General features: G+C 40.2%; 29 protein-coding genes. 18 read left to right on the forward strand and 11 right to left on the reverse strand.

Going from position 1 to position 25,570, the window contains the following annotated elements; genetic code table 11:
- Positions 1–28 precede the first annotated feature (28 nt).
- Positions 29–217: a hypothetical protein gene (locus tag PT278_RS06665; protein ID WP_277131146.1), complete on the reverse strand. Its 189-nt coding sequence runs from the start codon at positions 215–217 to the stop codon at positions 29–31.
- 98 nt (positions 218–315) lie between these two features.
- On the opposite strand from PT278_RS06665, the gene wecB reads away from it, so the two are divergent.
- Positions 316–1,458 carry a UDP-N-acetylglucosamine 2-epimerase (non-hydrolyzing) gene (wecB, locus tag PT278_RS06670; RefSeq protein WP_277131148.1) on the forward strand — a complete coding sequence of 381 codons (1,143 nt, stop codon included), beginning with the start codon at positions 316–318 and terminating at the stop codon, positions 1,456–1,458.
- A gap of 52 nt (positions 1,459–1,510) precedes the next feature.
- Here wecB and PT278_RS06675 read toward each other — a convergent pair whose 3' ends face one another.
- Together PT278_RS06675 and PT278_RS06680 are read right to left on the reverse strand one after the other, a co-directional pair.
- Positions 1,511–1,999, reverse strand: a complete 489-nt coding sequence (locus tag PT278_RS06675) for a GtrA family protein (RefSeq protein WP_277131150.1) — start codon at positions 1,997–1,999, stop codon at positions 1,511–1,513.
- Positions 1,992–2,438: a flavodoxin gene (locus PT278_RS06680; RefSeq protein WP_277131152.1), complete on the reverse strand. Its 447-nt coding sequence runs from the start codon at positions 2,436–2,438 to the stop codon at positions 1,992–1,994. The genes PT278_RS06675 and PT278_RS06680 overlap by 8 nt, the downstream gene beginning before the upstream one ends.
- Positions 2,439–2,573: 135 nt before the next feature.
- Here PT278_RS06680 and map point away from each other — a divergent pair, with 135 nt between their 5' ends.
- The 6 genes from map (at position 2,574) to PT278_RS06710 (ending at position 8,994) form a co-directional block, all read left to right on the forward strand.
- Positions 2,574–3,401: a type I methionyl aminopeptidase gene (map, locus tag PT278_RS06685; protein ID WP_277131154.1), complete on the forward strand. Its 828-nt coding sequence runs from the start codon at positions 2,574–2,576 to the stop codon at positions 3,399–3,401.
- A 6-nt stretch (positions 3,402–3,407) separates the two neighbouring features.
- Positions 3,408–4,325 (forward strand): YihY/virulence factor BrkB family protein, encoded by a 918-nt coding sequence (locus PT278_RS06690; RefSeq protein ID WP_277131156.1) that lies wholly within the window; start codon positions 3,408–3,410, stop codon positions 4,323–4,325.
- Positions 4,326–4,393: 68 nt separating this feature from the next.
- Entirely contained in the window at positions 4,394–5,293 is a 900-nt protein-coding gene (gene galU / locus PT278_RS06695; protein ID WP_277131158.1) for a UTP--glucose-1-phosphate uridylyltransferase GalU, read from the forward strand.
- Between the two features lie 170 nt (positions 5,294–5,463).
- Positions 5,464–6,615: a thiolase family protein gene (locus PT278_RS06700; protein ID WP_277131160.1), complete on the forward strand. Its 1,152-nt coding sequence runs from the start codon at positions 5,464–5,466 to the stop codon at positions 6,613–6,615.
- Entirely contained in the window at positions 6,616–7,830 is a 1,215-nt protein-coding gene (locus tag PT278_RS06705; RefSeq protein ID WP_277131162.1) for a hydroxymethylglutaryl-CoA reductase, degradative, read from the forward strand.
- The gene (locus PT278_RS06710; protein ID WP_277131164.1) at positions 7,831–8,994 is read left to right on the forward strand and encodes a hydroxymethylglutaryl-CoA synthase; all 1,164 of its coding nucleotides are present in this window, start codon (positions 7,831–7,833) and stop codon (positions 8,992–8,994) included. It abuts the gene before it with no gap.
- A 28-nt stretch (positions 8,995–9,022) separates the two neighbouring features.
- Here PT278_RS06710 and PT278_RS06715 read toward each other — a convergent pair whose 3' ends face one another.
- Positions 9,023–9,307, reverse strand: a complete 285-nt coding sequence (locus PT278_RS06715) for a hypothetical protein (RefSeq protein WP_277131166.1) — start codon at positions 9,305–9,307, stop codon at positions 9,023–9,025.
- A gap of 113 nt (positions 9,308–9,420) precedes the next feature.
- Between PT278_RS06715 and PT278_RS06720 the strand changes: the two genes are divergently transcribed.
- Positions 9,421–10,338, forward strand: a complete 918-nt coding sequence (locus PT278_RS06720; protein ID WP_277131299.1) for an alpha/beta hydrolase — start codon at positions 9,421–9,423, stop codon at positions 10,336–10,338.
- Between the two features lie 180 nt (positions 10,339–10,518).
- Here PT278_RS06720 and rlmD read toward each other — a convergent pair whose 3' ends face one another.
- Positions 10,519–11,898 carry a 23S rRNA (uracil(1939)-C(5))-methyltransferase RlmD gene (rlmD, locus tag PT278_RS06725; RefSeq protein ID WP_277131167.1) on the reverse strand — a complete coding sequence of 460 codons (1,380 nt, stop codon included), beginning with the start codon at positions 11,896–11,898 and terminating at the stop codon, positions 10,519–10,521.
- A 130-nt stretch (positions 11,899–12,028) separates the two neighbouring features.
- Here rlmD and recX point away from each other — a divergent pair, with 130 nt between their 5' ends.
- Both recX and PT278_RS06735 read left to right on the forward strand, forming a co-directional pair.
- Complete coding sequence (gene recX, locus PT278_RS06730) at positions 12,029–12,844, forward strand: recombination regulator RecX (RefSeq protein WP_277131168.1); 816 nt, start codon at positions 12,029–12,031, stop codon at positions 12,842–12,844.
- A gap of 10 nt (positions 12,845–12,854) precedes the next feature.
- Entirely contained in the window at positions 12,855–13,334 is a 480-nt protein-coding gene (locus PT278_RS06735) for a hypothetical protein (protein ID WP_277131170.1), read from the forward strand.
- Here PT278_RS06735 and PT278_RS06740 read toward each other — a convergent pair whose 3' ends face one another.
- Complete coding sequence (locus PT278_RS06740) at positions 13,335–13,796, reverse strand: hypothetical protein (RefSeq protein WP_277131172.1); 462 nt, start codon at positions 13,794–13,796, stop codon at positions 13,335–13,337.
- A 101-nt stretch (positions 13,797–13,897) separates the two neighbouring features.
- Between PT278_RS06740 and PT278_RS06745 the strand changes: the two genes are divergently transcribed.
- Together PT278_RS06745 and PT278_RS06750 are read left to right on the forward strand one after the other, a co-directional pair.
- Entirely contained in the window at positions 13,898–14,767 is an 870-nt protein-coding gene (locus PT278_RS06745) for a hemolysin family protein (protein ID WP_277131174.1), read from the forward strand.
- Positions 14,767–16,338, forward strand: coding sequence for a peptide chain release factor 3 (locus tag PT278_RS06750; protein ID WP_277131176.1), 1,572 nt, complete (start codon positions 14,767–14,769; stop codon positions 16,336–16,338). The genes PT278_RS06745 and PT278_RS06750 overlap by 1 nt, the downstream gene beginning before the upstream one ends.
- Positions 16,339–16,365: 27 nt before the next feature.
- Here the strand turns inward: PT278_RS06750 and PT278_RS06755 are convergent, their stop codons facing one another.
- The 3 genes from PT278_RS06755 to PT278_RS06765 all read right to left on the reverse strand — a co-directional run bounded on the left by PT278_RS06755 (position 16,366) and on the right by PT278_RS06765 (position 19,395).
- Positions 16,366–16,641, reverse strand: a complete 276-nt coding sequence (locus PT278_RS06755; protein WP_277131178.1) for a hypothetical protein — start codon at positions 16,639–16,641, stop codon at positions 16,366–16,368.
- A 156-nt stretch (positions 16,642–16,797) separates the two neighbouring features.
- On the reverse strand, positions 16,798–17,079 hold the full coding sequence (locus tag PT278_RS06760; protein ID WP_277131179.1) for a DUF1827 family protein: 282 nt from the start codon (positions 17,077–17,079) through the stop codon (positions 16,798–16,800).
- Positions 17,080–17,202: 123 nt separating this feature from the next.
- Positions 17,203–19,395, reverse strand: a complete 2,193-nt coding sequence (locus tag PT278_RS06765; RefSeq protein WP_277131182.1) for an ATP-dependent Clp protease ATP-binding subunit — start codon at positions 19,393–19,395, stop codon at positions 17,203–17,205.
- 161 nt (positions 19,396–19,556) lie between these two features.
- Here PT278_RS06765 and PT278_RS06770 point away from each other — a divergent pair, with 161 nt between their 5' ends.
- The 6 genes from PT278_RS06770 to PT278_RS06795 all read left to right on the forward strand — a co-directional run bounded on the left by PT278_RS06770 (position 19,557) and on the right by PT278_RS06795 (position 24,194).
- Positions 19,557–19,739 (forward strand): hypothetical protein, encoded by a 183-nt coding sequence (locus PT278_RS06770; protein WP_277131184.1) that lies wholly within the window; start codon positions 19,557–19,559, stop codon positions 19,737–19,739.
- 113 nt (positions 19,740–19,852) lie between these two features.
- Positions 19,853–20,119, forward strand: coding sequence for a phosphocarrier protein HPr (locus PT278_RS06775; RefSeq protein ID WP_277131186.1), 267 nt, complete (start codon positions 19,853–19,855; stop codon positions 20,117–20,119).
- Positions 20,119–21,852: a phosphoenolpyruvate--protein phosphotransferase gene (gene ptsP, locus PT278_RS06780; RefSeq protein WP_277131188.1), complete on the forward strand. Its 1,734-nt coding sequence runs from the start codon at positions 20,119–20,121 to the stop codon at positions 21,850–21,852. The genes PT278_RS06775 and ptsP overlap by 1 nt, the downstream gene beginning before the upstream one ends.
- Before the next feature lie 208 nt (positions 21,853–22,060).
- Positions 22,061–22,459 carry a transcriptional regulator SpxA gene (gene spxA, locus PT278_RS06785; protein ID WP_277131190.1) on the forward strand — a complete coding sequence of 133 codons (399 nt, stop codon included), beginning with the start codon at positions 22,061–22,063 and terminating at the stop codon, positions 22,457–22,459.
- Positions 22,460–22,566: 107 nt separating this feature from the next.
- On the forward strand, positions 22,567–23,310 hold the full coding sequence (locus PT278_RS06790; protein ID WP_277131191.1) for an adaptor protein MecA: 744 nt from the start codon (positions 22,567–22,569) through the stop codon (positions 23,308–23,310).
- A 47-nt stretch (positions 23,311–23,357) separates the two neighbouring features.
- Positions 23,358–24,194 carry a competence protein CoiA family protein gene (locus tag PT278_RS06795; RefSeq protein ID WP_348636164.1) on the forward strand — a complete coding sequence of 279 codons (837 nt, stop codon included), beginning with the start codon at positions 23,358–23,360 and terminating at the stop codon, positions 24,192–24,194.
- Here the strand turns inward: PT278_RS06795 and PT278_RS06800 are convergent.
- The gene (locus PT278_RS06800; protein WP_277131194.1) at positions 24,186–24,824 is read right to left on the reverse strand and encodes a DsbA family protein; all 639 of its coding nucleotides are present in this window, start codon (positions 24,822–24,824) and stop codon (positions 24,186–24,188) included. The genes PT278_RS06795 and PT278_RS06800 overlap by 9 nt on opposite strands.
- Positions 24,825–24,905: 81 nt before the next feature.
- The gene (locus PT278_RS06805) at positions 24,906–25,529 is read right to left on the reverse strand and encodes a CYTH domain-containing protein (protein WP_277131196.1); all 624 of its coding nucleotides are present in this window, start codon (positions 25,527–25,529) and stop codon (positions 24,906–24,908) included.
- Positions 25,530–25,570 lie beyond the last annotated feature (41 nt).

Consider the following 25,570-nt stretch of genomic DNA (forward strand, 5'->3'; position numbering starts at 1 on the left):
AGTTGCTAGTATGTAGAATGCTTATTTTTTAATTCAACGGATTTTTAATAATCTGTACTGCTAAAAAGGCAACAATTAACAGACAAATAATTCCAATTATGAGCAAAATTTGTTTGGTTTTTTGACTTTGCTTTTTATCGAAGCTGTAAACTAGACTAAAGCTAGCAAAAACAATTAGCAGGCCAGCAATTAATAAGAGAATAAAACTGTGATTCATTTAAACGACACCTTTTCTAAATTCTGTCTTAATTAAACCATACGAACTTGTTTTTCGCCTATTAAATCGGGTATGATTATATCAAGATGGAGGCATTTATGACGAAAATTAAGGTAATGACGGTTTTTGGCACTAGACCTGAAGCAATTAAAATGGCACCACTGGTGTTGAAATTACAGGCTGATGAGCGCTTTGATGAAGTGACAGTGGTTAGCGCGCAGCACCGTGAAATGCTTGACCAAGTTCTGGAAATTTTTAAAATCAAACCGGATTACGACTTTAATATTATGAAGCAGAACCAAACACTCGAAGAAATTACGGCCAAGGTAATGATTGACTTAGCTAAGGTAATTAAAAAAGAAAAGCCGGATATTGTATTGGTACATGGCGATACGACGACCAGTTTTGCGGCTGGTTTGGCTAGTTTTTATGAGCAGAGCACAATCGGGCATGTCGAAGCAGGTTTGCGGACGTGGAATAAGTATTCACCTTATCCTGAAGAAATGAACCGGCAAATGACTGACGATTTAGCTGACTTATACTTTGCGCCAACTGAATTAAGTAAAGCGAATTTATTAAAAGAAAATCATCGTGCCGATAATATTTTTGTCACGGGAAATACCGCAATTGATGCACTTAAGCAAACGGTCCAAAAAGATTATCATCATGATGTTCTTGACTTAATTGAACCAGATCACAAAATTATTTTAGTAACGATGCACCGCCGTGAGAATCAGGGTGAACCGATGCGGCGCGTGTTTAAGGTGATGAAGCAGGTAGTTGACAGTCATGAAGATGTGGAAATTATCTATCCTGTCCACTTGTCGCCGCGCGTTCAACAAGTTGCTCAAGAAATTTTGGGTAATGATCCACGCATTCATTTGATTGCTCCATTAGATGTGGTCGATTTTCATAATCTAGCTAAGCGCAGTTACTTTATTATGACGGATTCTGGAGGTGTGCAAGAAGAAGCACCTTCACTTAATAAGCCCGTCTTAGTGTTGCGTGATACAACCGAACGTCCTGAGGGGGTTAAGGCTGGTACACTTAAGCTTGTGGGAACTGAAGTTGACGCGGTTCGTGAGGCGATGCTTGATTTGCTTGAAAATAAAACGGCATATCAAAAAATGGCTAGTGCTAAAAATCCATATGGTGATGGTCATGCTTCCGACCGAATTATGGATGATATTGCTTATTATTTTGCGAAGCCGCAGGGACAGAAGCCAGCAGATTTTGAATAAAAAACTAGTCAAAACAAAAAACCAAAAATTCAATTAAGAATTTTTGGCTTTTTTATTTATTATTCTTATGTTTTTGAATTCGCTGTTTAGCGCGTTCAATCAATGTTGTTTCCTGTGCTTGGAAAACCGACCGTGTGGTTAAGTAATTGAAAATTCCTACTAATACTTGATCGATAATCTTAACCGGCAAGGGACTAAGGTGCAGCCATGAAATACCAACCGACATAATCATCTGGTCAGGGATTAAGCTGATAATCCTGTAAGTGAAAAAGACAATCAACTTATGCCATGTTGAGTGATCTTGGTCAACATTGTTGATAAAGACGGCTTTTTGGTTAAAGAAGTAAGAAGCCAAGTTAGAAATTACAAACGCGATAATATTAGAAAAGAAAACGGCTCCACGCCACCACTTGTGCAGAGCCATGAAGACAACCGTATTAATTAGTGCAGCGATAAACCCGAAAACCATGTAAACGAAAAGATTGCGGTGTCGTTTAACAAACTTTATGGGGTGACGCCATGGATTAATCCTGTTAGCCATTTAACCGATCAGCCATTTCTTCTGCTGCCTTATCTATTGCGGCGATTGCGTCATCATCTGGTGCATTTTCAATTGTCACTGGTGAGACAACTTCTTTAGCGCCAACTTGCTTGAACATCTTTTCAAAGTCAAAAACATTCTCACAAAAATGATCGTTGTAAGTCTTATCGCCGCTGCCCATTACCGCAAAATATTTGCCGCTTAAATCTAGTTCTTGCAATTGTTCATAGAAGTCAGCAACATCGTCGGTCATCTTACCTTCACCGTAAGTGTAGGTCACAAAGATGCATAGGTCACTTGCCAAATAGTCGCTAGCGTCTGTAAATTCGGCCTCGCTAGTTTCTACATCAAAATCATAATCCTGCAGATCTTCTTCTAGAATTTCTGCCATATCCGCATCATTGCCAGTCATACTAGCGTAGACAATCCTTGCCTTCATGCTTTTCATACCTTTCCTATTTTAATTCATCATATTATTATACATAATTTAGGCAGATTGATGAAATTCTTTAGTAAACTTTTAAAAAACGCTATAATGTAAACTAAAGATGATTTTTAAGAGGAGAGTTTAGTTTTGATTACAATAAAATCCGTTCGAGAACTTAAAGGGATGCAGGCTTCGGGTCGGTTACTGGCATCGATGTTTGAAGGCTTACGTGATGTGATTAAGCCAGGAATTACAACATGGGATATTGAAGAGTTTTGTCAAAAGTTTGTCAAAAGCCGCGGCGGCCGTCTATCTGAGCAGGGCTTTGAAGGTTATAAGTATGGGACGTGTATTTCAGTAAATGACCAAATTGCCCACGCAACACCGCGTAAAGATACAATTTTAAATGAAGGCGACCTTGTTAAAGTTGACGTCACTTGCAATCTCAATGGTTATGAAACTGATTCTTGTACCACTTACCCAGTTGGTAAAATTTCGGATGTCGACCGTGATTTGATGGAAACAACCAAAAAGGCAATGTACCTCGGAATCGATCAAGCGGTTTTGGGTAACCGAATTGGTGATATTGGTGCAGTAATCCAACATTTTGTCGAAGACGAACACGGCTACGGCGATGTTAAAGAGTTAGTTGGCCACGGCATCCAGCCAAGTATCCATGAAGATCCAGAAGTACCGCATTGGGGCAAGGCTGGTCATGGTTTACGCTTGCGTGAAGGCATGACAATCACTGTTGAGCCAATGGTTGAAGCCGGCGGCGACTGGCGCATTGAACAAAAGACAGTTAGTGATCCTAACGATGATTGGGTTTATTATGCGACACCAGATGGTTCTAAGTCGGCACAGTTTGAACATACTTTTGCCATTACCAAGGATGGTCCCAAGATTTTAACTTTGCAAAAACCTTACGCTGGCTATGAAAAATACCTACCACATTTTGATGAAATGGATGATTAAGGTTGCATGAATAGAAAAAAAGAGGCAGCACCGAATCGTGTTGCCTTATTTTATAAAACACTATCACTCAAATTCTCCCAAGGTGAAGTATTAACTAGCGCGATTGTCATCGCTTATTATGTTTTGTTTTCGATTTTTCCATTAATTATTATTATCGGAAACATTTTGCCACTGTTCCATATTGATACAACGCCGATCGCCAGCTACCTTGACCTAATTTTTCCAGATAAGATTGCTAAATTTATTATGCCGATTATTGACTCGCTGTTAAGGCGTAAGTCAACTGGCTATATTTCCTTTGGTATTATTTTGGCTTTATGGTCGGTGTCATCGTTGGTCAATGCGATTCGAATTGGTATGAATCGGATTTATGGGGTGCGGACCACAGAATTAAAGCAAAAGTGGCAGGTAACGGTTTGGACACGGTCAATCACAATTTTGTTAACTAACTTAATGATTATAATTTTCACTTTGCTCAGTTTAACCTTGATTTTTGGGCAGCAGGTGTTGGAATTTTTACGGCCGATTTTTTCTTTTTCGGTTGGTGAAATTGAAAAGATCTTCAGTTACCGTTATCCAGTTGTTGGGATTATTTTGCTTGGAACATTGTTTTATTTGAACTATGTGTTACCTAATATCAAGCTAAAAAAGCGGGTAATCTGGCCAGGAGTCTTTACAACCTTAATTGGCTGGCTGCTATTATCTTATTTATTTAGTTTTTATTTGCATCATTTCCATATTAGTTGGGAAAATTATGGCATCATCGGTACCTTTATTATTTTCATGTTATGGCTCAACATTTCTTCGGTTTTGTTGTTACTTGGTACCTGTGTCAATTCAGCAATTGTTTCATTGCGTGTTGGTAAAGTGCAGTATTCTGCCGGTCATTTGGCAGAATATATCCAAAGAAAACGCCACCAGTAAAAATTAGCACAATTGTACAAAATCTGTTATATTGGATTTTAAAACATAGATAAAAGAAAGTGTAAAAAATGAAAGTAAGGAAAGCAATTATACCAGCAGCTGGTCTTGGGACGAGATTTATGCCTGTAACTAAGGCAATGCCCAAGGAAATGTTGCCAATTGTTGATAAGCCAACCATTCAATTTATTGTTGAGGAAGCTAAGAATTCAGGAATTGAAGACATTTTGATTGTTACTGGTAAAAACAAGCGGACAATTGAAGATCATTTTGATTCTAATCCCGAACTTGAACAGAACTTGCAAGAAACAGGTAAAACCAGCTTGCTTGAGATGTCGCGAGAAATTACGCAATTGGGGATTAATATTTACTACACAAGACAGCCCCATCCTCTTGGCTTAGGTGATGCGATTGCTCGCGGGCGCAGTTTTGTTGGGGATGAACCCTTTGTTGTCATGCTGGGTGATGACTTGATGTTGGACAAAGTGCCGCTGACCCAGCAATTAATCAACCGCTATAATGAAACCCATGCTTCAACAATTGCAGTAATGCCAGTGCCACACAAGGAAGTTTCTAAATACGGTGTTATTGAGCCGGAAAATGAAATTATGCCGGGATTGATTAATGTTAAGTCCTTTGTGGAAAAGCCGGATATTGATAAGGCTCCTAGCGATTACGCAATTATTGGCCGGTACTTGTTAACCCCAGAAATTTTTGATATTTTGGCTAAGCAAGAGCCGGGCCGCGGTGGTGAAATCCAGTTGACTGACGCCATTGATACGATGAATAAGACGCAGCGCGTTTTTGCTCACGTCTTTAAGGGTGAACGCCACGATGTGGGCAATAAGGAAAGTTACCTGGAAACGTCTATCGAATATGGTCTTAATCATCCTGAAATTAAGGACGATTTGCGCAAATATATTATTAATTTGGGACAAAAATTAGCGACTCAGGATAAGAAAAAGAAATAAGCAAGATGATTTGAAAGCATTCTAAGCATTAGACTTAGGATGCTTTTAATTTTGTCTAAATTTTGTGAAAACGACTTTAAACTTTTTCTTAACAGCATTCAAACTGCTAGTTAAACTTGGCGAAATTTGCTAAGGTTTGGAAATAAATCTTTTAGTAGGAGAATCTGTTAATGAAAGAGATTTTTGTTGTTGCCGCAAAAAGGACACCATTTGGTCGTTATTGCGGACAGTGGGCTGACCAGAATGCAGTTTTTTTGGGACAATTGGCACTCACTGAGACTTTGCGTAGTATTAATCTTGAAGCAAGCGAACTTGATGCCTTATTTATGGGTAATGTTTTAGGAAGCGGCTTAGGACAAAATATGGCGCGGCAGGTAGCGCTCAATGCTGGGATGAAGCCTACCAGCAGCAGTGTGACTGTGAATGAAGTCTGCGGTTCGAGCTTGAAGGCTCTACGTCTAGCTCAAGGGCAGATGGAATTGGGGGACTTTGGCTTGGTTGCCGTTGGCGGTAGTGAAAGCATGACTAATGCCGCATATTTTAGTAGCACCAAAGATACGCCGGCAGTTGAGAGCATCATGTTGACTGATGGCTTGACTGATGCCTTTTCTGGGCAGCACATGGGGATAACTGCCGAAAATGTTGCCGAAAAATACCATGTTTCTCGCCAAGAAATGGATGAGTATAGTTACCAGTCACATCAAAAGGCTCTAAAAGCTGTTCAACAGGGGTATTTTGCATCGGAACTGATTACAACCAATATTAATGGGCACCAAATTGCCCAAGATGAAAATATTCGTCCGGATACTAACCTTGAAGTATTGGGTAAGCTCAAGCCTGCTTTTACTCTAGACGGGCAAGTGACGGCGGGGAATGCTTCGCCGCTCAGCGATGGTGCCAGCATGGTGCTTTTGGCAACGGCTGAAAAAGTAAAAGAACTGCAGCTTAAGCCATTAGCTAGCCTCGGCGCATTTGCGGAGTCGGGGACTGATCCGGCTTATATGGGTTATGCACCGTATTATGCTGTGCAAAAGTTATTGAAGCAAACGGCTAGTCAAATTACGGATTATGATGTGATTGAAGTCAACGAAGCATTTGCGGCACCGAGTGTTGCCTTAGCTCGGGAATTGGCAATTCCAATGGCGCGGTTAAACATTTTCGGCGGTGCCATTGCGTTAGGGCACCCCCTAGCAGCTACAGGCACGCGGTTAGTGACAACCGCAATTAATGCACTCAATCATGTTAATGGCAAGCGGGCACTGGTAACGTTGTGTATTGGCGGCGGTCAAGCAATCGCCTGTGAATTAATCGGGATGAATTAAATGAAGTTTTATCGATTAACGCCGCAGCAGCGGCGGGACGTACTTGTAAAACAAGGGATAGAATTGGATAAAATTGACGCGGCAACATTAAATCAGCTTAATCAATTAAGTGAAAACGTTGTAGGCGAATTGCGTTTGCCAGTGGGCTTAGTGCAAAATCTGCTGGTTAATGGACACTCCTATTGGGTGCCAATGGCAACAGAGGAACCTTCAGTTGTGGCAGCTGCCAATCACGGCAGTAATATTTTTAGTAAATGCGGCGGTGTTATTGCTCAAAGCAAACGTCAGGGGATATATGGTCAAATCGTTTTACAAGTCACAACTGACTTTAGGCCAGAAAGTTTACGCGAGCAGTTTCCCCAATTGATTAACTTAGCTAACCGAGAATTTGCGAGCTTGGTTAAGCATGGCGGCGGCGTGAAAGAGATTGAGATGCGGCAGGAGGACGAATTGGTCTATTTGCAAGTATTAGTTGACCCTGCTGAAGCCATGGGAGCCAACAAGGTAAATGCAATTGTGGAATTCTTAGCGGACCAATTGGCAAAAATGCCGGAAGTTAATTCGAAATTATTTGCGATTTTATCAAATTATCCCAGCCAATTAACGACGGCCCAAGTTAAACTGCCAGTAAATGCGGTTGGCGGAGCAGAAGTTGCCGACAAGATTGCATTGTTAAGCAAGATTGGCCAACATGATGTGTATCGCGCCGTAACTAACAATAAAGGGATTATGAACGGGGTTAATGCCGTCTTAATGGCAACGGGCAATGATGAACGTGCGGTTGCGGCTGCTTCTGGCGTTCTCGCTAGCCAGTCTGGTCAGTACACAAGCTTAAGCAAGTGGGAAGTTCAAGGTGATTATTTATCTGGTGAATTGACTTTACCCCTAGCAATTGGGACGGTTGGCGGCTCAATTAAGACACGCGCCGATGTCCAACAAAATTATCGGATTTTAGGAGAAAAGATTACCGCGGCGGAATTAGCTGATGTAATTGCGGCAGTGGGGCTGGCCAATAATTTGGCCGCCTTATTGGCAATTACAACTGACGGCATTCAAGAGGGCCACATGAAGCTGCAGGCTCGCAATTTAGTAGCTAATTTATCCGCGACTGCGCAAGAAAAAAAGCAGGTTTTGCATTTATTGACGCAAAATCGTGAGTATTCAGAAGCTGCAGCCAGTAAGTTTTTGCATCAAGTTAGAGAAAGGGAAGACTAAATGCAGATTGGAATTGACCAGATAGGGTTTTATACGCCCAATAAGTATGTTGACATGGTGGATTTGGCCCACGCGCGTAATGAGGATCCCAATAAATATTTAATTGGCATTGGCCAAAGTCAGATGAGCGTTGCCGATCAGACGCAAGACGCCGTTTCAATGGGGATTAATGCCACTCAGAGTTATCTGGCGCAAATTGATCGCGAGCAGGTTGGACTGCTGGTTTTTGGGACTGAGAGTGGTGTCGATCAATCAAAGTCTGCTTCCTTATTTGTCAAAAGTGCTTTGAATTTACCCCCAGAAGTTCGAACTTTTGAGGTGAAGGAAGCTTGTTTTGGCATGACTGCTGGTGTGATGATTGCCCGCGATTATGTTCGCCTGCATCCCCATCATAGCGCGATTGTAATCGGCAGCGATCTTGCACGCTACGGCATTGCGACTGCAGGAGAAGTTACCCAGGGCGCAGGCAGTGTTAGTTTGTTGATTAAGGCACAGCCGCGTATTTTGACCTTAAATGACGGTCACAGTACCTTTAGTCAGGACATCAATGACTTTTGGCGGCCTAATAATTCTGCGACCGCGTTAGTTGACGGTAAGTACTCGACTCAGGTCTACTTGGACTTTTTTCAAAGAACGTTTACGGATTATCAAAAATTGAAAAATTGGCAGACAAGTGATTTTGCGGCGCTAATCTATCATTTGCCCTTTACCAAGATGGGATTGAAGGCTAACCGGCTAGCAATTGCCAATCAAGATGAAGCAACGAGTAATCGTTTGGCAGCTAATTTTACGGCTGGGGCGCAATATGGCAGAGTGGTAGGGAATATTTACACGGCGTCACTTTATTTAAGCTTATTGAGTTTATTAGAAAATGGTTCGTTAACAGGCAATGCCTTAGTCGGTCTTTTTTCGTATGGTTCTGGTGCAATGGGCGAGTTCTTCTCGGGACGAACGGTTACGGATTATCAAAAAATGCTTAATCCTACGGCAACGCAAAAGTTGCTAAACAGGCAACAAAAATTAACTATTCCGGAATATGAGCAAATTTTTACAATGGCTCTTAGTGATCCAGTCGATGATTTAATCTTAGTTAGTGATGAAGCTAAGGGTTACTGGTACTTTTCCGGCACGAAAAATCATATTCGCCAATATCGGCAAAAATAATAAAAGCAGACTGGTAACAGTCTGCTTTTTAAGTTAATCTGACCGAATTAGTTTCCGGTAAAATTTGGATACCATAAATAGGCAACCGTTCGCTATCGTATTGTATCCATAGCGGGATGGCGCGACCGTGCAGGTGCTTGACCAAGTGGGTAATTTTTGCTTTAGTCATTGGAACTTTGCCTGGGTAAAGCAAACAATTGCTGCTCGTAATCTTTAATTGCCCGAGCGGCAGCACTTGCTCCTTGATTGTTAAATAAAAATTTGTTTGGGCATTTAAGTCGTTAGTTAATTGTAGTAAATCTGTCAGTCTCATATTATTAACCTATACAAAAGCCAAGATGTTATACTAATGATATTGTATTTTTGATAGAAAGTTGGCTATATTCCTTGAAACAATTAAAACATAAAAAGTTATGGCTTTCATTAATTACCGTTGTTGTGTTAATTTGCCTGATATTTACTGGTGCAGGCTTTTATTTCTTTAAGGTTGCCTGTGTTCCCGGACATAAGAGTTTTTTATCTTCCTCAAGCAAGGTCTTAAAGAAGTCTGACCCACTTTACAAGCAAAAGAAATGGTTCAAGCAGGTTGATAAAGAAAAATGGTACATGCAATCCGCTGATGACAAGTATCGTCTGGATGCTAATTATATTCCTAGCAAAAATTCACACAAGACGGCAATCATTCTGCCGGGCTACATGAATGTTAAGGAAGATATGGGCAAGTACGACGCGCTGTTTCATGAGTTAGGCTATAACACTTTGACTCCAGATCCGCGTGCTCAAGGAAAGAGCCAAGGTAAATATATTGGCTACGGCTGGGTCGAAAAAGCAGATATCAAGAAATGGATTAACCGCGTACTTGCTAAAAACGGCCCTAACCAGCAAATTGTTGTCTTTGGCGTCAGTATGGGTGGGGCCACGACAATGATGGTCAGCGGCTTGCAACTACCTAAGCAGGTTAAGGCCTTTGTCGAAGACTGCGGTTATACTAGTGTCAAAGATGAAATTGAGCATGAAGCTGGCGTCTTATATAATATGCCAGCCTTCCCAAGGTTCCCATTAGTTGAAATCTTAAGTGGAATTAACCGCGTCAAGGTTGGTTATTTCCTTAAGGATGGGTCAAGTATCAACCAGCTGCACAAAAATCACCGGCCAATGCTGTTTATTCACGGCGGTAATGATACTTTTGTGCCAACTAAGATGGTTTATCGTAACTATCGTGCGACTAAAGGTCCTAAGCAGCTCTGGATTGCACCAAAATCGAAGCACGCTCATTCTTATGAGGATCATCCCGCAGCTTACAAAGCTCACGTTAGTCAGTTCTTAGCGCAATATATCAAATAATATCTAATATTTGCAAGCGATTACAATAATTGCTATGATAACTACGTGGATAGCGTATCAGCAAAAATTTAATCTCTAAAATTGTATATTGTCAAAATGCTCTGCTAATAATGTAGTAAATAGTAGAAATATACCTTATCCGCAAACAAAAAAACAGTTGCCAATCACGGCAACTGTTTTTTATTTACGCAAAGTTAATTTGGCAATACATTCACACCGTGGTGTCTGCGGCAGCATATCAACGTTTTCAATTAAGCGAACATCATAGACTTCCGATAGTAAGACGAGGTCTTGGGCCAAAGTTGATGGGTTACAAGAAATGTAAACAAAAGTCTGAGGCTTAATCTTGAGCAGGGTTTTAATTAGGCTTTTGGCTAAGCCGGTTCTTGGCGGATCAACGATTAAGGCATCAATTGCTACGCCAGTCTCTTGTAAGCGCGGCAAAACTTTTTCGACACTGCCTTGAAGATAATCGGCGTTCTTGATGTGGTTGAGTTCGACATTGTGCTTAGCGTCGTCAACGGCCTCTGGAATGGTCTCAATGCCGATTACCTGTTTAACGTGTTCTGCGGCTAAGATACCTAAGGTACCAACACCGCTGTAGGCGTCAATTAAGGTTGCATCTTGGTCAAGATCTAAAAATTTCAGTGCTTCCGAATATAAATTAGTGGTTTGCTGCGGATTTAATTGGAAGAAGGCCCGCGGTGACAAGGCAAACTTTTTACCTAAGATTTCTTCAGTAATCTTATTTTTACCGGCAAGTTTTTCGGTTTTGTTCCCCCAAACTTGTGGGTTACGCCAGTCAGTTTCATTTTGATAAACGCTCATTACGCCAGGTAATTTCATGATTTCTTGGCTTAGCGGCAACAAATTCTTGATTTCATGACCAACGGTAATTAAGGTCACCTGAATTTCTTTGGTTGCCTCGGCTTCGCGAACAACGATGGTCTTTAAACCGGGAGTATGCCGGTATGGATTGGCAATAGCCACGTGCATTTTTTCAACTAAAGCCTTGATTTGCCGTTCAACTTTTTGAGTAGCCTCACTTTGGGTTGGCATGTTTGGCAAGTCATAAAGATGATGTGAATTGGGTGCAAACAGACCTAAGTTAGTTTTACCGTGATCCTGCTCAATTTGGTATTGGGCCTTGTTGCGGTAGTGCCATTCATTTGGTGCTGGGATGGTCGGCTTAACTTTGTATTTGCGATAGCCGCGGGGATGGAATTTTTCTAAAGCCTCGAGCACGTTGTCACGCTTAAACTCTAATTGCTTAGGGTAGGCTAGATGTGCCAGCTCAAGGCCGCCGATTGCGGGATTAACGCCTTTCGGAAAGGCAACGCGATCAGGACTTTGTTCTTTAACGCGGACAAGCTCAGCTTGAATATAGTGCGGAAAATCTTTGATGATTTTGGCAACTACTACCTCATCTGGTAAAGCTCCGGGAATAAAAATAATCTTCTTACGGTAGTAGCCGATGCCTTCGCCGTTGATACCAAGACGTTTAATGGTAATAATTACGTCTTTTTCTTTTGGTTGGTTTCGTTTGAAATTTTTGTACATAATGTTCTTTCTACAATAAATAATTAACTATTAATAATTTATTGTACTCCTCAGAAAAAGTTTTTAGCAAGAAACACGAAAATTTGCTAGCATATAAGGTAAGGTTAAGAATTAGAAAGGTGAGGTTAAAATGCCAGTCATTACTAAAGTCAGCAGTCAAAAACGACCGGGACGCTACAATATTTTTTTAGATGGGCAGTATGCTTTTTCAGCTAGTGAGCAGACCGTTGCCGAATTTATGTTATTAAAAGGGCAAGAATTAACGCCTGAAAAATTAGCGACGGTTAAAAAGTTTGATGCCGACAGCAAGGCGACAAATTTAGCTTCAAATTATCTAAGTTACCAAGCACGTACGGTTTATGAGGTCTTACAGTATTTAAAAAAGCACGAGATTGATGATGAAGCTGCGCAAAGTGCGGTCACGCAATTGAGTGCAATGGGCTTTTTGGATGATCGCAAGTATACCGCCTTGTCAATTAAGCAAAGTCTGCGCAGCGGGACTGACGGCCCGTTAACCTTAACGCGTAAGTTGACCCAGAAGGGAATTGATCCGGCAATTATTCAAGAAGAACTATCTGCAATAGCCGATGAGGATTGGCTGGACACGGGCTTGCGGGTATTAAAGTCCTTGAAAAGTCAGGTCGGCAAGGTATCCGAGCGTGAATTGCAGCGTAAGATGAATTCCAAGCTCATGAGTCATGGCTTTTCTAGTGGTATCGCCTCACTAGTTATTGCCGAAATTGATTTAGAGCCAGACGATGAAGCACAGGTCGAAGCACTCAAAAAGCAGGGTGTTAAAGCATATAAACGTTTTCGCAGGCTGCCAGAAAGTGAACGTGACCGCAAAATTCGCAATTATCTGTTTACTCATGGCTTTGCCAGTAATGAAATTGATGCATTTTTAGCTGGTGAAATTATTCCACTGGCTGAATTAGCTGAATATTAGGAGAAGAATAATGAAACAAGCACAAGAAGAATTAACTTTTGTTGGAAGACCATTTCCTGACGCAATGATGGATCAGGAAAAATCGTTCTCTGGCTGTAACTTAAAAATGGAAAATGATCCTGTTTTTCGGAAGTTTTTGAAGGCTAACCATTTAAGCAATAAGCGCAGCAGCTTAGTCGTGTTTGGCCCAGAAAACTTTATGTATTGGTACGGTGTAATTGTTCCTGAGGGAGTTGAAGTCCCAGCTACCTTAATGAAGTTTGTCCTGCCACAAACTCAGGTTGCCCGAGTTGAATTGCCTAAGCAAAGTCTAGCCTTTTTCAATCAGCCGCTTAACTTTGTCTTACCGAAATTAATTCAGGAAGTAACAGAAGAAGGGATTCAGGTTTATGAAAATATGGGTGATAGTACCACGCCATACATTTTGCAAAGTCTGGATTTAGACACAAAAAAACTGTCCCAAGACTTGTATCTCGAGGACAGTATCTAATTAATGCTGCTTGGGGTCGATGGATAAGTTATCGTATTCGACGTATGCGCCAAGACAGGTTGACAAAAGCATAATCAAAAAGACGATGCCGACAGATTTGCCGACAATCTGGTCAAGCGTGAGGCAATTGCGGACTAAAAATGTTGCCGCAAAGCAGAGAATAAAGTCAAGAACCATGTTGGCAAACAGTAGCAAGTAGCGCCGCCTAATACTGAAAAAACGCAGTAATTGTTTGAAGAAGCCGTCATCAACGGCTACTGCTAATAAGTCAACGGGACGTTGGATTGTTGCCTTGATGGCAAACATGATAATCGCGCCAACTAGTGCGCCGATAGTTGTTCTGAATAAGTCAGCAGAATGCAGAACTAGCGCATCGTAGCCGATACCGATAATTAAGAGACTGCATAGGTAGGGAATTAACAGTAAAAACGTAAAAACAAGTAGAACGTGACTTTTTTTCATTAAATTAACCTCGTTTCTTACGTGCTATTCTAACATATCACGGGCGTACATGATATAATGTTATTATTTATATTGATGTTTTAAGAAAGAGAGCAAAAATTATGACTAGCGACCCTGCCAAGGGGAATTTATTTAAGCGATTTAAGAATAAATTTTCCCCTGCAAGTGATGAAGAAACCAAAGAACATTTAGCTAAGGAAGTTACGACACTGCTTGAGCATCAGCAAATCAGTGAGACGGAATCTTCCATGTTAAACAATGTTTTGGATTTTCAAGGGCGGATGGTCCGCGAGGTAATGGTCCCGCGGATTGACGCGTATATGGTGGATTGCTGTGATAGCTTTCAGGATAATCTTGATGACATTTTGCGTGAGCCTTATTCGCGCATTCCTGTGTATCAGCAGGACAAGGATAAAATCATCGGTGTAATCCATATTCGGACGGTGTTGCGTAAGGCAAGAGAGAAGGGTTTTGACAACATTGATTATGATGATGTGATGAACCCGCCGTTATTTGCACCGGAAACAACTGATCTGAGTGAACTACTAGTTGAAATGCAGCAGACGCAGCAGCAACTAGCTATTTTGACGGACGAATACGGTGGTGTGGTTGGGATTGCCACGATTGAAGATTTGATTGAAGAAATTGTCGGTAATATTGACGATGAGGTCGATCACGCCGAAGTCTTGTTTAACCAGCTTGCCCCCAATAAGTACGTCATTTATGGGAAGATGCCGCTGGTTGATTTTAATGAACAATTCGGCACTGACCTTGAGATGGAGGATGTTGATACTGTTGCTGGCTTTATGATTACCAAGTTAGGGATTATCCCAGCTAAGGGTGAAAAGTTATCGGTTAAACTTGATAACGGAATGGTATTAACAACTAGGAGAATGATGCGGTCACGGCTATTGACGGTATTATTGACAATTCCAAATGAAAAACAAAAGGAAGAAGAGCAAAGTAATTAATGAGTGAAGGACTTTTAGATAAAGTAAAAAGAAGAAGAACATTTGCGATTATTTCGCACCCCGATGCCGGGAAGACGACGATTACGGAACAAATGCTTCTTTTTGGTGGGGTAATCCGCAATGCCGGAACGGTTAAGGCACGTAAGACTGGTCATTATGCAACCAGTGACTGGATGGAAATTGAAAAGCAACGTGGGATTTCCGTTACCAGTTCCGTAATGCAGTTTGAATATCAGGGCAAACGAATTAATATTCTTGATACCCCAGGACACCAAGACTTCTCAGAAGATACATACCGGACATTAATGGCTGTCGATTCAGCCGTAATGGTTATCGATTCTGCTAAAGGTATCGAACCGCAGACTAAAAAGCTGTTCAAGGTTGTTAAGCAGCGAGGAATTCCGATTTTTACCTTTATGAACAAGCTTGACCGTGATGGCCGCCCGCCGTTAGACTTAATTGCGGAGTTAGAAGACTTACTTGGTATTGAAGGGGTCGCAATGAACTGGCCGATTGGTTCAGGTCAAACTCTGCAAGGACTATATGATATTGCCAATAATCAGGTTGAATTGTACCGTAAAGATGGCGAAGACCGCTTTTTGCCATTAGATAAGGACGGAAAACTGCCAGCAAGTGAACCATTTAGTCAAAATTCACAATTCCAAGATACTTTGGATGAGATTGACTTGATTAAGGAAGCCGGCAACACCTTCGACCTTGATAAAGTTATCAAAGGTGACCAGACACCAGTTTTCTTTGGTTCAGCTTTAACTAATTTCGGTGTGGAAACCTTCCTAAAGAGTTTTGTGCAATTAGCTCCGGCTCCTGAAAGTCATTTGGTTAATGGGGATGAAGAGTTAAGTCCTGATGATTCAGAATTTTCTGGTTTTGTCTTTAAAATCCAAGCTAACATGAATCCCCATCACCGTGACCGGATTGCCTTTGTCAGAGTAGGCAGCGGCGAGTTCAAGAAGGGACTTGATGTTACTTTAGCACGGACAGACAAGCCAATTCGGCTGAATAACGCTACGGAATTTATGTCTAGTGAACGTGTTCAAGTTACTGATGCCGTTGCTGGTGATATCGTTGGGTTATACGATACCGGTAATTTTCAAATTGGGGACAGTATCTACGCGGGTAAGCGCAAAGTTGTCTATCCTGCGCTGCCGGAATTTACGCCGGAATTGTTTGTGCGGGTAACTGCCAAAAACGTGATGAAGCAGAAGTCGTTCCATAAGGGGATGACGCAATTGGTTCAGGAAGGCGCCATTCAGCTTTACCGCAATTACCAGACTGATGAATATATCTTAGGTGCGGTTGGTCAATTGCAATTTGAAGTATTTAAATTCAGAATGAAGAATGAATACAATTCAGATGTTGAAATGACCAGTATTGGTCATCGGGTAGCTCGCTGGATTGATCCAGACCAGCTTGATCCGGCAATGTCGAACAGCCGTAATCTGCTGGTTAAGGACCGCTACGATCAGCCGCTCTTCTTATTTGAAAATCAATTTGCGGAACGCTTCTTTGAGGACAAGTATCCGGATGTTAAATTAACTGAAAAACTTTAAAATTCAAAAAATGGTTGGCAATTAATGTCAACCATTTTTCTTACGTTCTAATTTTTCTTGTTTACGGCGGTTAATTCTATCTTTAATGTCTAATATGGCGCAGATTGAAAAATAAATAGCTAAAACAACAAAAGTAACGGAAATTGCTTTGGCAAAAACGCCGAAGTTAGTCATGACTGTCCAGATTAAGAAGCAGACATAACATGACGAAATAACACCAACAATTCTGCTAATCTTGCGTTCAAGATTAATCAAGTGGAAAAATCTACCTTCACTTAAATTTTTGATTTCTTTCTTTTTCATTTGTCGTTACCTATAGTTAAATTTATTTATTTAAAAATTAAAACAATATTAGCATTATTTATTGTAATTGTTAATTGGATTTTGCACTAAGTTAGAATAAATAAAAACAGCACTTTAAGAATCATCTTAAAGTGCTGTTTACTAGCAATAACTATCTTATTTATCAACGTGAATTTCGACCACGCGTTGATCTTTATCAAAGGTTAGCAAATATGAAGGATCGTTCTCTTTAATCAAGCGTTTGATAATGAACTCGACCTCATCCTTACGGACGCGGCGGTCATGGTTCTCGATCGCAATCCCGATTGCCTTATCACTCTCAGTATAAATAACAGAAGTATTACCTAAAGAATAAACTTTGACATAGTTCACATCAGTTGAGTTAAGCTGACTGTGAACTAAATCCCGATAGCTATTGGTTACATCTATTAAATGCATGGATTTCACCCGTTTCTTGTAGTAGTTTTATTAACTCTAGTATAACGCTAAATTATCATTTTTTCCCAACATAAAAGCATGATTATCGTAATTTACAGTAATCATGCTTTCTTCATATTTTAATTAAAGTTCAGTGTCTGCATCAGTTGTTTCAATAGTGGCAGGTTGCTCATTAATTACAATCTGGTCGCCAGCAACACTGGCAGTTAAATTCTTGGCATCTGGATGGTCAAGTTTGAAGTCAGCTACCCGATCTTCAATTTCTTCTTGGATAATTCTGCGTAAAGGCCGCGCACCCATTGCTGGATTGTAACCTTCCTCGATTAACTTCTTCTTGGCATCATCAGTTACCGTAATTTGCAAACCTTGGTTCTTAACCATGTTGTTGGTTTCATCAAGCATCAAGTTAACAATCTTAACTAAGTCTTCCTTTGATAACTCGTTGAATTCAATGACATCATCAAGCCGGTTTAAAAATTCAGGCTTGAAGAATTGACTCATTGAGCTTCTTGCAGAATCTTTTTCTTCATCTGTATTTTCAGCCGCAAAGCCAACGCTGGTGTTCTTAATACCTTGACCGGCATTAGAAGTCATGATGATAATCGTATCTTTAAAGGAAACTGTCCGACCTTGTGAGTCAGTCAAGCGACCATCGTCTAATATTTGTAAGAATAAGTTCATTACTGATGGGTCAGCCTTTTCGATTTCATCAAGTAAAATTAGACTGTAAGGGTGACGACGGACCTGTTCAGTTAATTGACCTGCTTCTTCATAGCCAACATAGCCGGGAGCAGAACCGATTAATTTGGAAACAGAGTAGGATTCCATAAATTCTGACATATCAAAACGAATCATGGCATTTTCTGAACCAAACATTTGCTTAGCTAATTGCTTAGCTAGTTCTGTCTTACCAACCCCAGTTGGACCAACAAAGAGGAAGGAGCCAATTGGACGACCGGACTTGTTAAAGCCAATTCGGTTGCGGCGAATTGCGCGGGCAACCTTATCAACGGCCTGGTCTTGACCAATGACGTGAGCCTTTAAAGTAGGGGCCAAAGTTTGTAATTGATTTTCTTCTTGCTTTTGCAGGTCGCCAACAGGAATACCAGTCTTTTCTTCAACAATCTTGTTCATGATTTTGCTGGTGATAACTGGTGACTTATCGGGATCAATCTTTTGGTCTTTTACCTTGTTGTACTTCTCAATCTGGTCACGGTAATATGCGGCCTTTTCGTAGTCCTCATTTTTTAATGATTCCTGCTTTAATTCTTGAGCAGCAGTGATGCGTTCCTTGAGCTTGTCCTTGTCAACATAAGGAATGGTTAAGTTCATTCTTGAACCAGCCTCGTCAAGCAGGTCAATGGCCTTGTCAGGCAAGAAGCGATCTTGGATATAGCGTTCTGATAATTCGGCTGCCGACTTGATTGCATCATCAGTATAGTGAACGTGGTGGTAATCTTCGTAACGTTTTTGAATGCCTTTTAAGATGCGAATAGTTTCCGCAACTGATGGTTCTTTAACGTCAACAGGTTGGAATCGCCGAGCAAGTGCGGAATCTTTTTCGATTTCACGGTATTCTTTTAAGGTTGTTGCACCGACCAGTTGTAAGTCGCCGCGGGCTAGGGCAGGCTTAATAATATTACCTGCATCCATGCCGCCTTCAGCGTTACCAGCACCGACAATTTCGTGAATTTCATCAATAAATAAGATAATATCGTCGTGCTGTTGCAATTCTTTAATTAATTGCTGCATGCGCTGTTCGAATTGACCACGGATGCCAGTTCCTTGAACAAGTGAAACGACGTTTAGTGAAATAATGCGCTTGTCCTGTAATTTAGCAGGTACTGAGCCGTCGACAATTTGTTGCGCCAGTCCTTCGACAACCGCTGTTTTACCAACACCGGCTTCACCAATTAATACTGGATTATTTTTAGTTCTTCTATTTAATATCTCAATTACGCGCGCAATTTCCTTATCTCGACCAATAACTGGGTCGATTTTGCCCTTTTTAGCTAGTGCTGTTAAGTCAGTACCATATTGGTTAAGTAGTGAACGGCCGCCGCCGGCACCATTATTTGGCCGTTGCGGTTGTTCATGATTAGCATTATTAAATGCAGCGTTATTTGCGTTCATACTATTAAATAAGTCATCAAAGTCTCCGAAGAAACCGTTGTTGTCATTATTCATATTAATATTTCCTTGTTGTTTAAGTTGTTGATAACATTGTCCACATAAATTAATTTCGCGACTTTGACCATTGACCTTGGCGTAAAGGTGAATGGAAGCAGGCCGCTTTTGACAGTTTTGACAAAGCAATTATACTTACCGCCTTTCATTTCAAGTTTACTAAATTATATAATTAGCACTCTCAATAATCAAGTGCTAAAACTTGAAAACTTATTTTTTGTAAGCTCAATAAATATGTTAAAATAACAGTGGTCATTAAATAAAAAAGATGAAAAAGACGGTGATATTTAGTGGATTATCAAAAAATTCTTGAACAGTTGGCAGAAGGGGAACTTGACCAATATGAAGTTGCTCCCCAGGATGCCTTTGATTTTCAAGCGGCCTTGCGCGCGTTCGGCAAACGGCAAAATATTACTGGCCGCGCTTTGCGTGGTGGAAAAATAGTTTATTCACAGTCAAAGTCTGAAAATTAATGATGTAAACTGTTACATTTATGTTGTCTAATTCACAAAAAAATGATAGTCTAATACTCGAGTAGGTATTTACTACCGTTTTGATTTTTCAATTTTAAAAGGAGATAATTATAATGGAAAAATGCGATTTTCACGTTGTTGCAGAAACAGGTATTCATGCTCGTCCAGCTACACTTTTAGTACAAGCTGCTTCGAAGTTTGGTTCAGATATTAATTTGGAGTATAACGGCAAGTCAGTTAACTTGAAGTCAATCATGGGTGTAATGTCACTTGGTGTTGGCAAGGGTGCCGATGTTACAATTACTGCTGACGGTGATGATGAAAAAGACGCTATTGCTGCTATTTCAGAAACAATGAAAAAAGAGGGTTTAGCTGAATAATGACCAAGACTTTAAAAGGAATTGCTGCAAGTGATGGTATCGCTGTAGCACCCGCTTATCTCTTGGTAGAACCAGATCTTTCATTTACGAAGACCACTGTTTCCGATGCTGCTAGTGAATTAGACCGCTTTAAAGATGCGATCGCTGCTTCGACTTCTGAAGTTGAAGCAATTCGTGACAGTGCTAAAGAGAGTTTAGGCGAGGACGAAGCTCAAGTATTTGAAGCCCATTTGATGATTTTAAATGATCCTGAATTTACAGGAGCAATTGAAACTGAAATCAAAGACCAAAAAATTAATAGTGAAGCCGCACTTGATGAAACTGCACAAAAGTTTATTGCAATTTTTGAAGGAATGACCGACAACGCTTATATGCAACAACGTGCTGCTGATGTACGTGATGTTTCTAAGCGGATCATGGCCCACCTTTTAAATAAAGAATTGCCTAATCCAGCTGCAATTGACCATGAAGTTATTGTAGTTGCGCACGACTTGACCCCTAGTGACACTGCTCAATTAAACAAGCAATTTGTTAAGGGCTTTGTGACCGATATTGGTGGTCGGACTGCGCACTCAGCAATTATGGCTCGTTCACTTGAATTGCCAGCTGTTGTTGGTACCGAGTCAATTACTACTGATGTTGAGAATGGTCAACTTTTAGTAGTCGACGGCTTAAATGGCGATGCTGTTATTGAGCCAAGCGACGCTCAAGTAGCTGATTACAAGCAAAAGAGCGAAGCATTCTTGGCACAAAAGGCTGAATGGGAAAAGTTGAAGAACGAACCTTCAGTTACTGCTGATGGTAAGAAGTTCACAATCGCAGCTAACATTGGTACACCAAACGACATGCAAGGTGTTAATGACAATGGTGCCGAAGCTATTGGTTTGTACCGGACCGAATTCTTGTACATGGATTCTAAGGACTTCCCAACAGAAGACCAACAATTCGAGGCTTATAAAGAAGTTATCGAAGGAATGCATGGCAAGCAAGTAATCATTCGGACAATGGATATCGGTGGCGATAAGCACCTTGATTATTGGGACTTACCAGACGAAATGAACCCATTCTTGGGTATTCGTGCCATCAGACTGTCATTGAAGAATGAAGACATTTTCCGGACCCAATTAAGAGCATTGCTTAGAGCTTCTGCTTATGGTAAGTTGGGCATTATGTTCCCAATGATTGGTACCTTGAATGAATTACGCAAGGCCAAGGCAATCTTAGCTGAAGAAAAGACTAAATTAACTAATGATGGTGTCAAAGTTGGCGATAACTTAGAAGTTGGGATGATGATTGAAGTTCCGGCTGCTGCAGTTTTGGCCGACCAATTTGCCAAAGAAGTTGATTTCTTCTCAATTGGAACTAATGACTTGATCCAATATACAATGGCTGCCGACCGTGGCAACGACAATGTTTCTTATCTGTATCAACCCGCTAACCCATCAGTATTGCGGTTAATTAAGCATACAATTGATGCAGCTCATGAAAATGGTATTTGGTGTGGTATGTGTGGTGAAGCCGCTGGCGACAGCACCATGTTCCCAATCTTATTGTCAATGGGTCTTGATGAATACTCAATGAGTGCAACTTCCATTTTGCGGATTAGAAGCTTAATGAAGAAGCTTAACACAGAGGATCTCAAGGAATTGGCAAATAAGGCATGTTATATTTCCGAAACTGCTGAAGAAAATGAACAATTAGTTGCTGACTTGATGAATCAAGTTGACAAGTAATAGAATAAAAAAATAGTGCATTATCATAGGTGATGTACTATTTTTTATTTACCTTTAATCTTTCTTGATAAAAAAGTCATAATTTATTCACTTTTTATTTGTAAGATAAAAATATAGATAATTACAAAATACTACTTACAAAAAAGAAGTAATATGCTATAATAGATTATAGATAGAAGTAGTATTTGTTCAAAGGAGCGTGAAATATATGGTTAATTTATATATATCTCCAAGTTGTACCTCATGTCGTAAAGCTAAGGCTTGGTTAAAGAAACATGACATTGCTTTCAAAGAAAGAAATATTTTTTCTGAACCTCTTACTAAGGACGAGCTTATTCAAATCTTGCGGATGACAGAAAATGGTACCGAAGAAATTATTTCAACGCGTTCAAGAGCTTTTCAACAGTTAAAAGTTAACCTTGATGATTTATCAATCGACCAACTGCTTAATTTGGTTGAGAAGAATCCAAGTTTGTTAAGACGGCCAATCATTATGGATGATCGGCGCTTGCAAGTTGGCTACAATGAAGATGAAATTCGTCGGTTCTTGCCGCGGAAAGTTCGTCGGCTTGAGCTAGAGGAAATGCAAAAGATTGCAGACTTATAATCAGGCTATATTTTTAATAAAAAGCGTTAGTTTTTTAGACTAACGCTTTTATTTTATCTACAAAGTACGCTACAATGGATAAAAGAATCCAATGGAGGTGAAAACTCGTGCAAGTTGATCATATTAATGAAAATACTATTCGCGTCCGAATAGATAAAAATGAGTTAGCTAGTCGCGGCTTAAAAGTTTTAGATTTATTGGGTGATCGGGATAAGATCCAGCATTTCTTTTATTCGATTTTGGATGAAGTTGATACCGATCATTCTTTTAGTCAGGATGCGCCAGTAACCTTCCAGGTAATGCCGAATAATGGCGGTTTAGATTTGTTGATTAGCAAGGTAACGAACAAGGACCGTGATAATTTGACGCAAATGTTTGGCGGCGAAGCTGAAGACGAGGAAGAAACGGAAGATTCGCGCAAAACGTTTATTGATTTGGATTCTGATGAGGAACTGGATGAATCAGATGACCCTGAAGCTGAAGAAGAGCCTGTCAGCAGTTCTCAAGATGATTCACAGCCGCATGTTAAGAAGCCGTTTTGGAAGTTTCAAAAGAAGCAGGCATATAGCTTTAAGGATCTTGATCCGTTAACTGAATTAGCCGATAATTTGCGAGCTAGTGATCTGTCTTCAAGTCTTTACTTTGAACGGGGAGAATTCTTCTTAGAGTTAACATTCAATAATGAAAATTATGCAGAAATTAAACCCGCAGATGCTTGGGCAATTGCCAATGAATATGGCATTAAAGTCAAAACCAGTGAAATGGCGCGGGTACGCACAACGGGTAAATGTCTAATTGCCTGTGATGCACTAGGACAACTGCGTAAGTATTTTGATAAAAATAATCGTTAATTAAAAAGGCAAGTAGGTTACTTGCCTTTTTGCGTATGTAAATTTAGGTGATAAATTTGTACGCAGCATTATTGAATAATCGGTTAGTATTGGCAACAGCAGAAGCGGCGCAAAAAAGTAAAGTAGTAAAAAACTATTTATGTCCTCGATGTCATAAACGTGTGCAGCTCATTAGTAAGGCAGATGGCGCGTATTTTAAGCATGTAGCTAAGACAGCTAATATGATGGGAGAAAGGGCAGAACATGCACAGAGCAAGTTACTGCTTAAAGAAGCATTGAGGTCGGCCGGCTTTGATGCACGGGTTGAAATTCCGCTGGCGCAAGGGCAGTTGCGAGCAGATGTTCTGGCAAGTCCGCGATTATCTTTTGAGGTGCAGTGCGCGCCATTAAGTTTGGCAGAATTTAATCATAGGCATCAATTATATTCTGAAATTGGGATTGTTGATGTCTGGGTTGTGGGCCAGAGACATTATTTACGCAGGCAAATAAAAAAGTCACAGCTGCTTTTTTTCCGTGAAAATAAACTGTGGCGTGACTATTATTTAGAAATTGATCCTGCAAAGCAGCAATTAATTCTCAAGTATAATGTCTTACTTGAGCCGATTACTACACGGGTTCATTATCAAAAGATGACGTTTGCGATAAACGCCCAAGGATTGAGGCAGTTGTGGCACTTTCAGCCGCAAATTCAAAAATATCAGATTAATCCGATAGGCCAACGTGAATATTTGGCCCGGCAGTTAATGCAACAAACAAAAACAGGCCAGTCAATTGCGACTGCCCTGTATAATAGGCAAATTACTGTTAATGATCTGCCTGATGAGATTTTTAGTAAAATGCGCCATGTAGGTCAACCAAATAATGTTTTGACCTATTTAAATTAAGCGCAAATGATTAGTCTTGCGTAAGTTGCAATTCTTGGTTTCCTCTTCAAAGTTTTCGATAAAGCAGGAATCATGCTTTAAAACATTGATTAATTTGTCGTGAGCAACAGTACCTTCTAGTAAAATACCGTTGTAATTGCCGCTTTCGTTATAAATGATTGTTGTTGGTGTGTTGCGAACATTCATCTTATCAGCAAGGTCCATGTCTTGCTTAATAGATTTATCAATGTACTTATCGGCTTTAGGATTATTGATTTTTTTGAAATCTAAATTCAATTTTTTGGCAATTTTTTGTTGTAAATTTTCAGAGTAGAGATTAAAGTTAACGTTCAATGCCTGTTGCAGCTCAACTATATAAGCACGGGCTTTTTTGTTACCATATTCGAGCTTAATTGCGTGATAGATCCGCAATGTCTGGAAAGAAGCCATTGAATATTTTGAAATATCGGTTAGTTTCTGACCGTCTTTGCGGCGGCGGACAATGTCCGCTGAAATTACTTTTGTGTTAGTAATTGGAATGTAATTAAAACAAGTATCAATATTAAGTTCGTTAGTGGCTTGTTTGATTAAAAGTTCTGTATCATAACAGTAGATGCCAATCGGATTGACAAAGAGGAAAATCTCAAACATCTTTAATCCTTCCTTCAAATTACCAATTAAATACTACTGTACCAAATAACTGATATATAGGCAAAGAATACGCTCACATAATTATCTTCTAACACGATGAGCGTATGCACGAGCGATTTTAGGCTGGTTAGTATTAGTTTTAGTTTGCTTAAAATTATAGCTGTTTTCAAGGGAAAACAGGACCTTTTTGATTAAAGTAGGATTAGAATTTTCGATTTCTAATTCGTAATCGACATAAGAATCTGGATAGGTAGTTGCGTCAAATGTCAATTCGCAATTTTCAGGGCCAACAGCTAAAATGCGGCGCGTTTTGCTAAAAGTTTGGAGGTACAGCTCAAGCTGTGTACCAAAGTTAGTCTTCAAGTATTGTTCAACATTACCATTAAATGCGGCAACTGTACCCTTTTCTGTCTGCTGGACAAACTTTTGCGCGGCAGCTAGTTCTAAATCGTCGTTAATTTCAACTGCTTCATGAAAGTTATGCTGGATAAGTTGTGAGTGGGGGACTTTGAGTGTTTGCTCGGCGTGGTCTTTGAATATTCGCACGCGGCAGCTGATTTGGTGCTGCTTTAATAAGCCATCGGGCGTATCAAAATAATAATTAGCCTGCAAAAAGTCACTTTTAACAGGGAAGGCAGCACATAATTGTTGATAAGTTGCCTCAGTTAACAATGTTTTAGCTTCAATTTCAGTATTTTTAGTCATTATCATTACTCCAATCTGTTTACTCTTATTATATGGTAAAA

Source organism: Lactobacillus sp. ESL0703, from assembly GCF_029433435.1.
Taxonomy (GTDB): Bacteria; Bacillota; Bacilli; order Lactobacillales; family Lactobacillaceae; genus Lactobacillus.

What these genes read in the sequence shown, in the direction of transcription:
- PT278_RS06665 (WP_277131146.1), bottom strand. Translation starts at nt 217, where the DNA reads ATGAATCACAGTTTTATTCTCTTATTAATTGCTGGCCTGCTAATTGTT.
- wecB (WP_277131148.1), top strand. Translation starts at nt 316, where the DNA reads ATGACGAAAATTAAGGTAATGACGGTTTTTGGCACTAGACCTGAAGCA.
- PT278_RS06675 (WP_277131150.1), bottom strand. Translation starts at nt 1,999, where the DNA reads ATGGCTAACAGGATTAATCCATGGCGTCACCCCATAAAGTTTGTTAAA.
- PT278_RS06680 (WP_277131152.1), bottom strand. Translation starts at nt 2,438, where the DNA reads ATGAAGGCAAGGATTGTCTACGCTAGTATGACTGGCAATGATGCGGAT.
- PT278_RS06690 (WP_277131156.1), top strand. Translation starts at nt 3,408, where the DNA reads ATGAATAGAAAAAAAGAGGCAGCACCGAATCGTGTTGCCTTATTTTAT.
- galU (WP_277131158.1), top strand. Translation starts at nt 4,394, where the DNA reads ATGAAAGTAAGGAAAGCAATTATACCAGCAGCTGGTCTTGGGACGAGA.
- PT278_RS06700 (WP_277131160.1), top strand. Translation starts at nt 5,464, where the DNA reads ATGAAAGAGATTTTTGTTGTTGCCGCAAAAAGGACACCATTTGGTCGT.
- PT278_RS06705 (WP_277131162.1), top strand. Translation starts at nt 6,616, where the DNA reads ATGAAGTTTTATCGATTAACGCCGCAGCAGCGGCGGGACGTACTTGTA.
- PT278_RS06710 (WP_277131164.1), top strand. Translation starts at nt 7,831, where the DNA reads ATGCAGATTGGAATTGACCAGATAGGGTTTTATACGCCCAATAAGTAT.
- PT278_RS06715 (WP_277131166.1), bottom strand. Translation starts at nt 9,307, where the DNA reads ATGAGACTGACAGATTTACTACAATTAACTAACGACTTAAATGCCCAA.
- rlmD (WP_277131167.1), bottom strand. Translation starts at nt 11,898, where the DNA reads ATGTACAAAAATTTCAAACGAAACCAACCAAAAGAAAAAGACGTAATT.
- recX (WP_277131168.1), top strand. Translation starts at nt 12,029, where the DNA reads ATGCCAGTCATTACTAAAGTCAGCAGTCAAAAACGACCGGGACGCTAC.
- PT278_RS06735 (WP_277131170.1), top strand. Translation starts at nt 12,855, where the DNA reads ATGAAACAAGCACAAGAAGAATTAACTTTTGTTGGAAGACCATTTCCT.
- PT278_RS06740 (WP_277131172.1), bottom strand. Translation starts at nt 13,796, where the DNA reads ATGAAAAAAAGTCACGTTCTACTTGTTTTTACGTTTTTACTGTTAATT.
- PT278_RS06745 (WP_277131174.1), top strand. Translation starts at nt 13,898, where the DNA reads ATGACTAGCGACCCTGCCAAGGGGAATTTATTTAAGCGATTTAAGAAT.
- PT278_RS06750 (WP_277131176.1), top strand. Translation starts at nt 14,767, where the DNA reads ATGAGTGAAGGACTTTTAGATAAAGTAAAAAGAAGAAGAACATTTGCG.
- PT278_RS06755 (WP_277131178.1), bottom strand. Translation starts at nt 16,641, where the DNA reads ATGAAAAAGAAAGAAATCAAAAATTTAAGTGAAGGTAGATTTTTCCAC.
- PT278_RS06760 (WP_277131179.1), bottom strand. Translation starts at nt 17,079, where the DNA reads ATGCATTTAATAGATGTAACCAATAGCTATCGGGATTTAGTTCACAGT.
- PT278_RS06775 (WP_277131186.1), top strand. Translation starts at nt 19,853, where the DNA reads ATGGAAAAATGCGATTTTCACGTTGTTGCAGAAACAGGTATTCATGCT.
- ptsP (WP_277131188.1), top strand. Translation starts at nt 20,119, where the DNA reads ATGACCAAGACTTTAAAAGGAATTGCTGCAAGTGATGGTATCGCTGTA.
- spxA (WP_277131190.1), top strand. Translation starts at nt 22,061, where the DNA reads ATGGTTAATTTATATATATCTCCAAGTTGTACCTCATGTCGTAAAGCT.
- PT278_RS06800 (WP_277131194.1), bottom strand. Translation starts at nt 24,824, where the DNA reads ATGTTTGAGATTTTCCTCTTTGTCAATCCGATTGGCATCTACTGTTAT.
- PT278_RS06805 (WP_277131196.1), bottom strand. Translation starts at nt 25,529, where the DNA reads ATGACTAAAAATACTGAAATTGAAGCTAAAACATTGTTAACTGAGGCA.